The organism is Paenibacillus sp. J31R98, assembly GCF_056269245.1.
Genome location: NZ_JBWDNO010000001.1, coordinates 1,316,802 through 1,331,590, shown reverse-complemented (window position 1 = coordinate 1,331,590; position 14,789 = coordinate 1,316,802). Strand labels below are relative to the sequence as shown.

Below are 14,789 nucleotides of genomic sequence, written 5' to 3'. Positions count from 1 at the left end.
GGGAAATTAGAGAAAATGGGTAAATCACGTACAACTAAGCTTGTTGCTGCAACATTGACGGCGGGAATGCTCGCGATTCCGTTCAGCCAGCTCGCTTCGGCCGAGACAGGCGGCAGCTCGACATTAAAGCTTAGCATTATGGAGACGACGGACATCCATACAAACCTGATGTCCTACGACTATTATAAGGATGCAGCAGCTCCGACTGTCGGATTGGCACGCACCTCTAATTTGGTCAAGCAAGTACGGGCTGAATCCGAGAACACGTTCCTGGTCGACAACGGCGACTTGATTCAGGGCACGCCGCTCGGCACGTTCAAGGCGAAGGTTGAGCCGCTCAAAGAAGGCGAAATTCATCCGGTCTACAAAGCGATGAATTTGATGGACTACGACGTAGCCACGCTCGGCAACCATGAGTTCAATTATGGCCTGGATTACTTGAATCAAGCGATTAAAGGCGCCGATTTCCCTTATATCTCCGCGAATGTGTACGTGGACGACAAGGACAATAACCCGGATAACGATGTCAATAAATTCGAGCCTTACAAAATCATCGAAAAAAAATATAAAGACGAAGCCGGCGTCGAACAAACGCTCAAAATCGGCGTCATCGGTTTTGTGCCTCCGCAAATTATGGATTGGGACAAAGCGTCGCTTGAAGGCAAAGTCATTACGAAAGATATTGTTGAAACAGCCGAGAAATTCATTCCTGTAATGAAAGACAAAGGCGCAGATATCATCATCGCCATGGCGCATACCGGCTTTAACGGCAGCGCGCAGCCTCACGTAAAAGCAGAAGACGCTGTACTGCCGCTCAGCCTCGTTCCCGGGATTGATGCAATTACCTTCTCTCACACGCACAAAGTATTCCCTGCTGCTGACGAGAAATCGCTCGACGCGTTGTTCAAGGACGCATCCGGTGCCGTATTGCCAGGAGTAGACAATGCCAACGGTACGATCAACGGCGTGCCTGCCGTACAAGCTGGTTATGGCGGCAGCGACCTTGGCTTGATCGATTTGACGCTGGAGAAGAAGGATGATAAGTGGAGCGTAGTGGGCTCCCACTCGTCTACCTTGTCGATATACGACAAAACGGCAAAAAAATCGCTGGTTGAAGAAGATCCAGCCATTGTAGATGCCGTCAAAGCGGATCATGAAGCAACGATTGCCTATGCGAACAATCCAATCGGTACGACGACTTCGCCGATTCACAGCTATTTTGCCCTGGTTCAGGACGATCCTTCAGTACAAATTGTAACCAACGCGCAGAAGTGGTATGTGGAGCAGTACGTGAAGGCGAATTTGCCGCAATACAAAGATACGCCGATCCTGTCGGTTGGCGCGCCTTTCAAAGCAGGTCGCAACGGCGTCGAGGAATATACGGAAATCAAGAAAGGCCCTCTTGCGATCAAGAGCGCAGGTGATCTGTATCTGTACGACAACACGATGAAAGCGATTCTGGTGAAAGGCTCCGTCGTGAAGGAATGGCTCGAGATGTCCGCAGGCAAATTCAACCAGATCGACCCTGCAAAGAAAGAAGAGCAAGCGCTGCTTAACGCAAGCTTCCCGGTCTATAACTTTGACGTAATCGATGGCGTTACGTATCAAGTCGACGTGACGAAGCCGGCAAAGTATAAAGTCGACGGTACAGTAAACAATACCGATGCCAGCCGGATCATCAACCTAAAGTACAACGGCAAGCCGGTTGACCCGAACCAAGACTTTATCGTCGTAACGAACAACTACCGTGCAAGCGGCGGCGGAAACTTCCCAGGCGTCAAAGGAAGCAAATATATCATTGACTCCACGGAAGAGAACCGCCAAATTCTGATGGATTATATCACGGAGAACAAAGAGATTAATCCGACGATCGACAACAACTGGTCCATCGCGCCGATTTACGGCGACGTGAACGTGACGTTCGCTTCTTCCCCGAAAGCGGAAGAGTATGCGAAAGCGACTAGCAACATCCGCTACTTGGACAAAACGGATGATAAAGGCTTTGGCCTCTTCTCGATCAATTTGAATAAATCATTCCGTGACGTCCCTGCTTCCCATTGGGCTTACGCGGCGATTCAGCGTCTTGCGGCCAAGCAAGTCATTCAAGGCAAGAACGAGACTGATTTCGACCCGAGCGCACAAGTCACACGCGCCGAATTCTCAAGCATGCTCGTCAATGCGCTCAAGTTGAAGTCTACAGCTACGGCTCCCGCTTTCAAAGACGTAGCAGCCGGCAGCTGGTATGAAGATGCGGTTGCTGCGGCTTACGGCAATGGACTTGTTAAGGGCATCAGCAAGGATCAATTCGCTCCTGGAGCAAGCATCACTCGCGAGCAAATGGCGGTCATGGCGAAGAACGCGCTGGATATTTCACAGAAAGCAAGCTCAGAAGAGCAAGCAGCTGGCACTACATTCGCAGATAGCGATGCATTCAGCACATGGGCGAAGTCCAGTATTGACGCAGTTGCCGGTAAAGGCATCATGAACGGCCGCGGCGGCAATCTGTTCGTCCCTAAAGCAACCTCGACGCGTGCCGAAGCAGCGAAGGTCATCGATTTGTTGATGACGAACGCTTCGGTAGCGGAGACGAAATAAACGTTAATATTCACTATCATCCCGCAGGATGGCCGCTGTATGCGACCGCTTGCGGGATTTTTTTATCAGACTATGATCGTTTACCCTCGAAATAGGAATACTTGCTTTACGTACCTGAAGAAGCGAACATCCCTGTACGATGCCATTCGTTTGTTTAGATCGCGATATTCCTCCAGTTTGTCTGAAATGCGTTTACTTCTTTCATCGATCTGCTTATCCATGTGATGAAGCTCGTTATCAAACCGAGTTCTCGCAGCCTCCACTTCCTTCGCTAAGGAATCCCGTTCAGGATGGTGAGCCTGCTTGATCACATCTAACCTTTCCTGTGCTGCGGATTTATACGTTTGTTCCGCAACGTTAAATTGTAACTTCCGATCCTTATACTTTAACGCTATGGCGGAGATTGCACTGCGAGGAAGGACTGCAGGAATTTTCGTTCGATACCTGCGTTCGATCTTTCTTTTCCAGTCAACCAGCGCCTTTGCTTGAGATTTGCTCATGCCTACATGAACCGAACCGCCGTTCTTTAAGATCAAATAGGCCCTGTCGATTTGTTTGCGGCCATAGGACTGATTGATCGTAATGTCCTTGAAATCGGCCGGCGTACGAATGCCGTTCGTTCTTAATCGTCGTTTCATCTCATCGTCAATCTCCGGAATTGTTTCCTGACTAAGCTTATGTTTAATGATTTGCTCTTCCAGCCATGTTCTTTGGTATGAAACCAGTTTGCTGGACAGCTCCGTTGTTTCCTCTTGGTCAATGGTTCGTTTATCGCGGGCTAACTCCATTAAATGAAGATGAAGCTCCTTCTCCACCGCTTCCGTTTCATGCCGTTCCCGACTGGCTACTTCTTCGAACCTTTGCATGCTATCTTTTATCAATTCCTCTTCAATTTGACTGAAATTTTGTCTAATATCGTTCAACTCGTTCAGATCGCTTCTCAATTCGGATAGGATAAGTTCCAGCCTCATTATTTTATTGAACAAGGCTCTCTTATCCTGAACAGCGGGAACCTTCCCGTAACGCCAACTTAAAAAAGCCATCTCCGTTCCCATACCTACTATCGAACAGACGAGTAGCGCTATGATCGGGGCACTACTGTACAAAACAGCCGCGACTGACGCTGCTGCGAGTAATATCAGATAGGAAACGATGCTGTCCTGCAAGAACAGATATGATGATCGCTGGCGCTGTTGATGCGGCGGCGTAGCTTCCAACGCAATATGGTCCAAGACCCACGACGATCCACCAGAATACGAAGTTTCCAGCGGTGATGGGGCGGAATCTTTCCGTGGCTTCCGCTTTAATAGCCGTTCAAACAAGGCTGTTACTGAAGTTCCAAGTGCCTGCCTTTTAGAAAAAGTCGAGATATGGAGGCTTGACAGTGACAGTTGTCTAGCATTCTCCTCCGAGTCGAGATCATGGAGTCTAGGCACCTCCGGTACTTCCACCGTCGCAAATGCGCGAAGGGCTCTTGCTGATGATCGTACCTCTTCGTCTTCCACAAGCGCTAGCAATTCAAACGCCCGCGATGCATCCGGACTAACAAAGTCGTTGCTTCGGAAGAGGAGGCTTTCCTCCTGCTCCCCCGCTTCAAGCGAGTGCCATAAGGAAGGATCGGCACAAACAGCAATGATCGATATCCAAACTACCCAAGCTGAAAAGTAATGGATATAGGGGCCAAAATGCTCTCCATCCCTTCCTGGATGCTGATAGTTTCGATGACCGAGTTCGTTGCTTCTCATGCCGTTTAAAGCGGGGACATACATCCCGTCATAGTCGATCAGGATGATTTGATCCTTGTTGATCAATATATTTCCATGCTGCAAGTCGCCATGCCCTATATTAGCCGAGTGCAGCTCCCGGGTCATGATAATCCATTTATCGGAGAGTTCTTGAAGCAGATCGGAACGATGCAAATTCCGCCCCATATAATCGAGTAACGACTCTCCCTCCACCCACTGCATCTTCACGACCGGGAACCACTGACCATTAATGTTGATGCCCTCGGAAAGGTATTCGAAAGGAACGAGATAAGGAAGAGGATTGGAACGTAAATGCAAGCTGATGGCATCGTAACGGATCTTCTGATCTTTCACATTGCTCGTGAAGCACCTGACCGCCCACTCGCGCTCACCGCATTTCAGTTTGTATACGCTGGCGAAACTTCCCGATATCGGACGAGGCAGGCCGAGCTTATCCAATTCAGGGAGGCCTGCCTGAAGTTCCGGATCCGCGAAGCAGATACGTGGATTTTGGATTGCTTCCCTATAGTCTTGCGGAGTGGGCCAGAACATACGCCTCACTTCCCTTTAATCAGTTTTAGACGAATGAACGTAACGTCATCGTTTCTAAGATAGAAATTGCCTTCAGGGTGAGGCCGCCGTCTTTCTTCATGAACAAGATGGTTAAAGTCACTCTCGCCTGCTAGCTTATGTAATAGCCTTATCACGCTACGGTCTTCCTTGTAACGAGTCAATAGCCAACAGGCTAATGCATCAGTCATCAACCAGAACACATCTCCCACATCGGCGTCACCGCTCCAACTGCGAACGAACGCTTTAAGCTGATCGTTATTGGCCGTGTTACTCGAGATAAGAAAAGGTCGACGCCCAAAATCATCGGCTGTGCTTAAAGGAAATGAGGCGATCATCGTATCCCCTCTGACATGAAAAATACAACTGTCGCCGACCGCTATCGCGTCAAATCCCGCGGACTCCGCATCAGTCGCGAATTGGAATGTAATCCCCGCTAATGTGGAAAACGCCCCGCTGCTGAGCTTTTCTTGCGCATACCAGGGTAGATTTTTGCCGCCTGTTTTCTTCTGCCAGGCTTTCGATAAGGGGGAGACTGATTTATGAATATGCATGCCGCCGAATCTGCCAAAGCAATAAGCGCTAGCGAGCAATTTCGCCCACAACTCCGCATAGGAGGACTCACTGGCCCCATCCGCTATGGCGAATCTACAGATTGTCATCTCCTTGTGAACATGGGTGCTGCTATGGGAAGCATCCTCGTATTCATCGTTGCGATTGCCTGCCTTCGGTAAGTAGAAACATTCGCTTTCGATTCGCATACCTGTAGCCCTACCGCAGATTGGCCGGACGCGTTCCGATATCAAGCGCTTGGATCACAAGAGTTAAATCCGCATTGAGCACAAACCCTCTCGCTCCATCCGAAAGATTCAAATCGTATTCCTGATTAGCGACTCGTATCATAAAAGGCGTCAGCGGACTAGAGCCTTCGTAAAGCACCCTGGAATAGGCATCGGGCAGCGCATCCGCAGTTTCCGGAAAGCGGAGCTCCACCGCGCTCGGACTATCGGAAATGTGCAGGTTGAACAGCAGTACATTTCCATCATCCGTCGTTAGCGCTCTTAGTTGGTCCATTTCAATTGTCGGATCACCGTCGGTCGATTCTCCGTCCGTGATATGAATGACAACCGGCGGGAAACAATGCGTGTACTCATTGATCCATTGAGTCAGCACGGTATGAGCGGTTCTTACCGCTTCGCACATCGGCGTGCCTCCGTTTGCTACGGGTTCAAACCAGACCGGAAACTTGACGAGTTGATCAACCAGCCCGCCTGCCCCATCCGGCACTTTTTTCAGACGCTTATCCAGCTTCGATGGGTTATCGGCAATTTCGCTAATGGGTACCACTTCTTTCCCCGCTAAGACACCTCCGAATGCGGGTCCGACACCGGCGCCATAGCCAATTACGCCAACATGATAGTAATCTCGTATCCCTTCCGATTTCGCGCACTTGATAACGAGATTCTGCAATAACCGGTTGATCGCGTCCGCAACGCTCTCTGCCTTGGTGCTTGCCCCGAACGGATCAGACATCGACCCGGATTGGTCGATAATAAACAAGATACACGACGGATTCGAACGGCTGATTTCAGCTGAATACATACGTTCCCCCCTCACAATAGGTACATGTTTATTCCTATTCGAAAGGAGACAAAGTATTGACAATAAAAATAGCAGCTGGCGCAGAAGAACCGCGGCAGGTACACCAAAGGTCCGTTTAGCCGAATTCCCATCTGAAAAGGATGTACGCTCGGATTGTCAAATTAATAAAGGAACAACTTACTACTGATCCTGAAGCTGGCTTGAATTGATAATCGAGTTACGAATTGTGCGTGATGTCATTACTTAATCGGGAGTGAAATCGCATGATTAAGTTATTGCTCGTCGAAGACGAGTCCGCCACCAGAAAAGGACTGATGAAGCACATCAAGTGGAACGAACTGGGAGTCGATGTTGTTGAAGAAGCCAAGGATGGTATTGATGGACTCGAAGCAGCCCGCCGCATTCTTCCCGATATCGTCGTATCGGATATCAGAATGCCGGGAATGAACGGCATCGAATTCACTTCCTGCATCAGGGAACAGTTTCCGGCATGTCAAATCATTTATTTGAGCGGTCATTCCGACAAGGAATATCTCAAAGCCGCTATTCGCCTTAACGCCGTCAGCTATGTCGAAAAACCGATTAATATCGGAGAACTGCAAGAGGTTATTGCGAAGGCCGTACAGCTTTGTCTTGAGAATCAAAAATTCAATCATATGAACTTGGCGCTTTCGGAAAGCCTGCCGTTCATTCGTCAGAATATTGTGAACGGACTGCTTCACAGCCCAATCGATTGCAGCGAACTATTCCGTAACTTGCACCTTGCCCGCATCGCTTTTGACCAAGGCGACTCTTACACGGTTTCCATTATCGTTCCTGCCTACGACGAAGCCGTGACTAGTGACGTCAAACAAAGCTGTTCCAACAGAATCACCCAGTTTCTTCATCATTCTTCGAACGGCATTACGCATTTGGCAGTCACGAAAGAACCCTTCCACATTCTAGTCATCTCCGCACATAAACCGACATATAAGCAAGATTTTGATGCGATATATCATCTTCTATCCGCGCATGTGAAAGAACAGCAAATGAAATGCTCGGCAATTTCCTGGATCGTCGGAAGAACAACGCCAGAATTGTCGGGAATACGCAATTCCTATGAAACGGCGGAGGGCTTACTTGAACATCTGTTTTACTACGAATTCGGGAACATATTATACGCCAATAACAAGCCGGCCGCCGTATACGTACGGAGTGAAGAAATCATCACTGCCTATGCAAGGCTTCTGCAGGAGCTCCACCATGACAGCATCGTCGAGTTTACGGAACACTTATATCATGTGATAAGGACAAAGACCGGAACGCCGGTCGACGAAGTCAAAAACCTCTTCTATCGGATGATGCGCATGCTCGTCCAGCAAGGCGAGAAGCGCGGATTTCATCTAAGTTCTTCCGGCCATCGGCAAGAGGAATATGATTGGGCGATGCTGTCGAAGATCAGCACGCTTAAAGACCTCAAAGATTACTTCCTGAGAAAGGCGGCCGTTATCCTTGACGGCATCGACAATATCGAATCCAATAGCAGAGCTGTTGTTGACGCAAAAAAGTATATACGAAGCCATTATCGCGACAAGGAGATTTCAGTGAGTATGCTGGCCGATCACGTTCACCTGACGCCGACCTATCTGTCGTCGCTGTTTAAGAAAGAAACGGGCCAAACGATTAGCGAGTACATAACGGAGGTCAGAATCGAGCGTTCCGCAGACTTATTGATGGAGCCGCAATCCAAGCTTTACGAGGTCGCGGATCTATCGGGCTATAACGATGCCAATTACTTCGCAAAGGCGTTCAAAAAAATAATCGGTATGACACCTTCTGAATTTAGGAGAAAACATAAATCGTGAGAAAAGCGCTGCGGACGATAGCCGGATTATTTTTGAACATGCACATTCGGGGAAAACTCCTAATCTCTTATTTCATTCTCATCTTTTTGCCGCTTGCGCTAATGACTGCTATTACGTATAAGAACGTATCGCGTGATTACGAGAAACAAATCCTCCACTCCGCCGATCAATCGTTCGACCAGGCTTACACGTTCCTTACCTATAAGGTGAACACGCTTATCAAGGCTTCCGATGTCATCTATTTCAACGGTGACGTTCAAACCATGCTGACAAGGGACAAGCAGTTGTTCGAAGATGATTATGTGCAACAGAACATAGACAGACAGAAACTGGAATACTTCTTAAACAGTTTTCAGAATTCGGAAGATGTCTATCGGGCAAGCCTCTATGTCCCCGGTTGGCTTATGTATGCCGGTCAAAACTTCAACTTTATGAACATGGACGCCTTCTCCAGAACCGCAAGCTATCGTGCGTTGCTGGCATCCAAGGATAAGGTTAGTTGGCTTCCGGAGCATACCATCACGAACAACAATAGCAATCTTGACCCGGTACCGGTGATTTCGCTGCTTAGGAAAATCCGAAACAGCGAACAAACCTCGGAAATTATCGGCATCATCGAACTGAACATTTTACAAGATATTATTGAAGGGATTATCCAGAAAGCAAACATCACGAATGACGGCGTCGTTTATATTCAAAATTGGAATGGCGATATCGTAAGCTGCTCCAGCTTGCAAAACTTTTATCGCATCAACCCGAATCTAGCACTCATCAAGGAAACGCAAGACGAGGGCTTATCGTGGAATAACGCAAAGATCGGCAACAGCGATTACCTCATCAAAAAAAGAACGATCGAGAATACGGACTGGACGATGGTTACGGCGATTCCATTGACGGAAATCTTCAAGCAAAGCACGCGAATCAGAGACCTCATGCTTGTATTGATGCTGATATGCGGTCTTCTCTCTTATGGTCTCGCCTACTTGATTACAGGCGCGACGGTCAAGCGCATCTTGCTGCTCAAGAAAAAAATGCGTTTGGTTCAGGAAGGCGTTCTGAGCGTGGAAGTTCATTCCACCGTTCGCGACGAGATCGGCGAGTTGACCGACAGCTTTAATCATATGGTCAAACGAATCGGAATTCTCGTAGAAGAACAGTATCAGAACGGCAAGGAAATTAAAAATCTGGAGCTCAAAGCGCTTCAGGCGCAAATCAATCCGCATTTTCTGTATAACACGCTTGAAATGATCAATTGGAAAGCCATTGACAATGATGTGCCCGAAATCGCCGTCATCTCGCAGTCGCTTGCCAAGTTTTACAAATTAAGCTTGAACAAAGGCAAGGATATCGTCAGTATCGCAGATGAAATCAATCATATAAGCGCCTATGTGCAAATTCAGAACCTGCGATTCGACAATAAGATCAAGCTGGACGTTCATATCGCCGACGAGCTATATGACTGCAATATCCTGAAGTTAATCCTCCAGCCCCTTGTTGAAAATTCCATTATCCACGGCATACTCGAAGCAAGGAACAGAGAGGAAGGTATCATTACCATTTCAGGATCGCTGGAAATGAACGATATTGTCTTGGCTGTCGAAGACGATGGCGTAGGGATGCCTTCGGAACAAGCCGAAGGACTGCTTGCCAACGGGAACGGCAATGATGAAGTCCAAGGATATGGCGTTAGAAACATTAACCACCGGATCAAGCTCTGCTATGGTCAGGAATACGGCCTCACTTACCGTTCTTCGCCCGGTAACGGAACAAGGGTCGAAATTCGAATACCTAATCGTTGAATAATGAAGGTTCAGGAAGGATGCCATCCCTCCTGAACCTTCTGTTTGTCTTATTTAGCTGGTCTTGTTGGCTGCGAGGAATGCGTCTAGTTGCTTCTGCATCTCGGCCATGATTTTCTCCGAACCTGCGGCTTTTATTTTTGAAACGAGCGTTTTCAGACCCTCTTCCGGACTCTTGACGTATCCGTAGTTGAGCGGGAACGAATATTGTTGCACGACGTTGGTGACAGCTGCCATTTCATTCTTGACAGGCTCGAAATCAGGCGTGAAGAGTGCATACGGATTCTCTTTTGCCCGATCAGCCAGTGCTTTCCGCACGTCGCCGATGTTCGGCGGAGAATCGACAACCTCGTATCGAAGCTCCGGCGCCTTAAAGCCCCAGGAGCAATAGCCGTCCGGCGCGAAGCCATCCAAATCAAGCGCTTTCAGTTTATTGTCAGCCGTAATTTCATAATGCTTGCCCTCGATACCGTAAGTAAGGAGATTGTTGTAGCTTCTATCCGTGCGCAGCAATTCAAGGAACATCAATGCGCGTTCGGGATTTTTGGACGAAGCCGGCACCGCCATACCATCCTGCATCGCTTGCGTTTTATACGTGTACTTGCTGTTCAGATAGAATTGAACATCCCAATCCGGATGCTCCATGTAAGCGCCGCTCCAGGAATCTTGATTGTGCAGGATGGATCCAGACTTCTCTTCCTTGAACATTTTATCGTCTTTGTTGGAGAGGATCGATTTCGACCAATAGTTCTTGTCCCCCCACTCTTTCATTTTCTTGAAATAATCCAGGATGCCGTCTGTCTCATACAAGTTAAAGATTTTGGCAGATGGATCATCCATATTCACATAGAAAGGAGTAAACTGGCTGGACAGAACGTTGTAGTAACCGTTAGCGGCGGCATAATAGGTCTCAAGACCGCCGGATGAACTGATCTGTCCGCTTGGATCGAGCTGCGGATCGTTCTTCACGACCGCATCCATGTATTTGCCGTAATCATCGATGTTGTTGATGGATGTCATTCCGTATTTCTTCATTAAATCGCCTCTGACGATATACCCCATATCTCCGTATTGATAGAACTCTGCGGGCATAGCGAAGAGGTGACCGTCCACTTGCGTCTGCGTATAGAAGTCCGGGGTAATCTGCGCAAGACTCTTCGGCGCATATTTCTTGGCCAGGTCTTCAATCGCCATGAACGCGCCTTTCCGAGCATTGGAATAGAAGTTGGTCCACGTCGAAGCATAAATCAGGTCAATCGGTTCGCCAGATGCAAGAAGCAGTGGATATTGCGTGCCATAATCCGCCCAGCCTACCCAGTTAACGGTTAATGTAGCGTTCAAGTCTTTCTCCAGCTTCTTGTTCACTTCGGCAAGCACCATGTCATAATCCTTGGCAGGCGAGCCGATCAGGTACATATTCAAGTTTACATGCTTGGAGAGATCAATATCCGATTTCGCCGCAGCATTGCCGGCAGCCGCGTTATCCGTGGTCCCCTTCGTATTGCCGCCGTTGCTTGAATCTGACTTTGAATTTCCGGAGTTATTGCCGCCGCAGCCCGTGAGTGCAAGCGCCATGCTGAGCACCACCGGCAAGAACAGCGTAAACACGTTTGATCTTCTCATACGCTTCCCCCTTGAAATAATCGTTTATTCGATAAACCGTATGAACCGGCATTATCCTTTGATCGCGCCAACCGTAAGGCCCTTGACGAAGTACTTCTGCACAGACGGATAAACGAGAATGATCGGCCCCGTCGCAATAACCGCCATGGCAAGCTTCAACGACAAGGTAGGAACAGAAATTGCGGCAACGCTTGCCATCTTCGATATTCGAGCTATAGCCTCGGCAGATTGCAGTGTCGAAAACAGCAAATATTGCAGCGGGTACTTGTCCGCATCCGTAATATAGAGCATCGCGTTGTACCAATCATTCCAGTAATCCAACGCATAGAACAGACCGATGGTCGCAAGCCCCGGCTTCGTAAGCGGTAGAATCAGCTTCATGAAGATGGTGAAGTCTCCGGCTCCGTCGATTTTGGCAGATTCGCTGATCGAATCTGGGATTGAACTGATGAAGGTTCGCATCACGATGAGATAGAACACGTTGATAAGCAGCGGAAGAATCAACGAAAGCATATCGTTCTTCAATTGCAGGTATTTCACGAAGAAGATATAGGTCGACAGAATGCCGCCGTTGAACAGCGTCGTAAAATAAAAGAAAAAGGAGAGTTTGTTCCGGTACTTGAAATCCTTCCGGTTCATCACGTAGGCCGTCATCGAAGTAACGAATAGCCCGATGGTCGTCCCGATTACCGTTATGAAGATGGATACTCCGTATGCCCTTATGATCGATTCCGGGAACTTGAACAATATGCGATATGCCTCGAGTGAGAATTTGCTCGGTATGACGCCATAACCATGCAGCGCAATTGCCTTCTCGTCAGTGAACGATCCGGCTATGAGGATTTCAAACGGCAGCAGGCAAAGAATAGCCGCCACGGTTACGACGGTATAGCTGATCACGTTGAATAATAGATTCGCGCCTTCTGTCTTCGGAATCCTTGCCTTCCGGTCGATAGCAAGATTGTTCTCCATAGATCTCCTCTCCTGATGACAACGGAATCGAGCCAGCTCTTAGAACAATGCGTTGTCCGGTCTGGTCTTTCGAATGACGCCATTCACCACCATAATGATTACGAAGCAGAGCACGGATTGATAGAATGTAGCCGCAGCCGGCATCGCGATATCGCCGCTCGTAAGAAGCGATCGGAAGACAAACGTATCGATGACATCGGTTGTGTCGAATAGCTGGCCATTATTCCCAATAATCTGGTAGAACATCTGGAAATCGCCGCGTAAAATCCGGCCTATGTTGAGCAGGAACATAATGAATATCGTCGGGCTGATTGACGGAATCGTAATAAAAAAGACCTTCTGAAAAATATTCGCTCCGTCAATTTCAGCCGCTTCAAAGCATTCGGCGTCGATGCTGAGGATCGAGGCGATATAAATGACCGACGTATAGCCGACCCACTTCCAGGAGTTGAAGAAACATATGATGAATATCCATACCGTCGGTGTGCTGTACAGGTTCACTGGGTCCATGTGCAATGATTTAAGCACCGAGTTCAGCGTTCCAGTCTCATAATTGAAGATGTTGTACACGAAGACGCCAACAATCGTCCATGAGATGAAGAAGGGAAGGAAAATGATCGATTGCGATACTTTCTTGAAATATTTCCCTCTCATCTCATTAATGAAAATCGCGATCATGATGGCAAACAGCTGCGAGGTAGCCAGATTCAGCAAGTTGTACAGAATCGTATTGCGTGTTACCCGTAACCCCGTCCCAGAATTAAAGAAGTATTTGAAGTTCTCGAACCCGTTCCAATGACTGCCGAATACGCCAAGATCGAATCTGTAATCCTTGAACGCGAGGATGATTCCCGCCATCGGGATGTAGGAGATTAACATGACCAATAACACTGCAGGTAAAGCCATTAAGAACAAGGTTCTATTCTTCCGGATTTCATAGAGAAAGCCGCGCTTGATCAACCGCTATCACTTCCTTCGTCTCCCGAATCATTGCGTTAGAAGCAAACTCTGTCCATATACAGCTTGATAAAAGCTTCCGCATCCACAGTCTTGGCGGCCTTGATGACGGACTGATCTGCATTTCCGCGCCAGTAAAGCGCGCTTCGGTTATACGTCTGACCGCGGGTAAACTCGCCCTGCGTTTCCACTACGATCTCGTCCTGCTGGAATTCCAGCAGACGTTCGTCAAATACGGCACAGATCGCTAGCGGATCATGCATCATTGGATAATGATTCGCTACCTTATACCACCGCTCGATCAATTCCGGAATATAAGTACCCGATTGTTTATGGCTAGTATTCAACCGGTTCACGTCTTGCTCGGTCAGCACACATTGTACCGTAACGTCCAGACCAACAGCCTTGATCGGGATGCCGGATTCGAACACGACTCTAGCTGCTTCCGGGTCGCAACGAATATTCCATTCACTCAGATGGCTGTAGAAGCAGCCTCCCATCATGACGATTTCCTTCACTTTGCGTTTGAGCGCCGGCTCTTTGAGGATGGCGATTGCGATATTGGTCAAGGGGCCGATCGGCACCAAAGTAATATCCCCGTCTGATTTCATGACCGTGTCGATAATGAAATCGATGCCATTGGTGCCAAAACCATCCGCGTGTCCATCCTTCTCTTTCGAATACTGGCAAGGGATCTCATTCATGTCGACCTTGTTAAGAATGGGGCTGCCGATTCCGGCATATACGGGAATATCCGACCGTCCGGCCATACCTAGCAGGTTAACCGCTAATTGAGCCCGGGCTGACACATTCTTGAATACTGTCGTAATGCCAATCACATCGAGTTCCGGCGACTCCAGCGCAAACGCGATCGCCAGCGCGTCATCGATATCGTCGCCAATATCCGTATCAATGATAATCTTCGTTCGATTCATCTTAACCCTCCATAAAAGTGGTCTCTACAATCGATAGGATGTTAGTCATGCAGCAATTTTGAAAGGGCTTACACGTTCTATTCTAGAGTTAATCCTGAACGCTTCCTATATACAAAAGTACGATTTCAAGTAAAAATATACGTTTTT

10 protein-coding genes are annotated in these 14,789 nt (G+C 48.2%); 3 read left to right on the top strand and 7 right to left on the bottom strand.

Features of this window, described 5'->3' with window-relative positions:
* Window positions 1-15: 15 nt before the first annotated feature.
* Window positions 16-2,595 (top strand): bifunctional 2',3'-cyclic-nucleotide 2'-phosphodiesterase/3'-nucleotidase, encoded by a 2,580-nt coding sequence (locus AC0YNX_RS05935; RefSeq protein WP_475814706.1) that lies wholly within the window; start codon window positions 16-18, stop codon window positions 2,593-2,595.
* Between the two features lie 80 nt (window positions 2,596-2,675).
* Here the strand turns inward: AC0YNX_RS05935 and AC0YNX_RS05930 are convergent, their stop codons facing one another.
* The 3 genes from AC0YNX_RS05930 to AC0YNX_RS05920 all read right to left on the bottom strand — a co-directional run bounded on the left by AC0YNX_RS05930 (window position 2,676) and on the right by AC0YNX_RS05920 (window position 6,512).
* Window positions 2,676-4,694, bottom strand: coding sequence for a BUD32 family EKC/KEOPS complex subunit (locus tag AC0YNX_RS05930; protein ID WP_475814705.1), 2,019 nt, complete (start codon window positions 4,692-4,694; stop codon window positions 2,676-2,678).
* A gap of 203 nt (window positions 4,695-4,897) precedes the next feature.
* Window positions 4,898-5,671, bottom strand: coding sequence for a hypothetical protein (locus AC0YNX_RS05925; RefSeq protein ID WP_475814704.1), 774 nt, complete (start codon window positions 5,669-5,671; stop codon window positions 4,898-4,900).
* A 10-nt stretch (window positions 5,672-5,681) separates the two neighbouring features.
* Window positions 5,682-6,512, bottom strand: a complete 831-nt coding sequence (locus AC0YNX_RS05920; RefSeq protein WP_475814703.1) for a vWA domain-containing protein — start codon at window positions 6,510-6,512, stop codon at window positions 5,682-5,684.
* Between the two features lie 263 nt (window positions 6,513-6,775).
* Here AC0YNX_RS05920 and AC0YNX_RS05915 point away from each other — a divergent pair, with 263 nt between their 5' ends.
* Together AC0YNX_RS05915 and AC0YNX_RS05910 are read left to right on the top strand one after the other, a co-directional pair.
* A complete protein-coding gene (locus AC0YNX_RS05915; RefSeq protein WP_475814702.1) occupies window positions 6,776-8,356 on the top strand; it encodes a response regulator in 1,581 nt (526 codons plus the stop codon).
* On the top strand, window positions 8,353-10,155 hold the full coding sequence (locus AC0YNX_RS05910; protein WP_475814701.1) for a sensor histidine kinase: 1,803 nt from the start codon (window positions 8,353-8,355) through the stop codon (window positions 10,153-10,155). The genes AC0YNX_RS05915 and AC0YNX_RS05910 overlap by 4 nt, the downstream gene beginning before the upstream one ends.
* A 54-nt stretch (window positions 10,156-10,209) precedes the next feature.
* On the opposite strand, the gene AC0YNX_RS05905 is transcribed toward AC0YNX_RS05910, so the two are convergent.
* The 4 genes from AC0YNX_RS05905 to AC0YNX_RS05890 form a co-directional block, all read right to left on the bottom strand.
* Complete coding sequence (locus AC0YNX_RS05905; RefSeq protein WP_475814700.1) at window positions 10,210-11,778, bottom strand: ABC transporter substrate-binding protein; 1,569 nt, start codon at window positions 11,776-11,778, stop codon at window positions 10,210-10,212.
* Between the two features lie 51 nt (window positions 11,779-11,829).
* Complete coding sequence (locus tag AC0YNX_RS05900; protein WP_475814699.1) at window positions 11,830-12,750, bottom strand: carbohydrate ABC transporter permease; 921 nt, start codon at window positions 12,748-12,750, stop codon at window positions 11,830-11,832.
* Between the two features lie 39 nt (window positions 12,751-12,789).
* Window positions 12,790-13,656, bottom strand: a complete 867-nt coding sequence (locus AC0YNX_RS05895; protein ID WP_475814698.1) for an ABC transporter permease — start codon at window positions 13,654-13,656, stop codon at window positions 12,790-12,792.
* 89 nt (window positions 13,657-13,745) lie between these two features.
* Complete coding sequence (locus AC0YNX_RS05890) at window positions 13,746-14,642, bottom strand: nucleoside hydrolase (protein WP_475814697.1); 897 nt, start codon at window positions 14,640-14,642, stop codon at window positions 13,746-13,748.
* Between the last annotated feature and the right edge of the window lie 147 nt (window positions 14,643-14,789).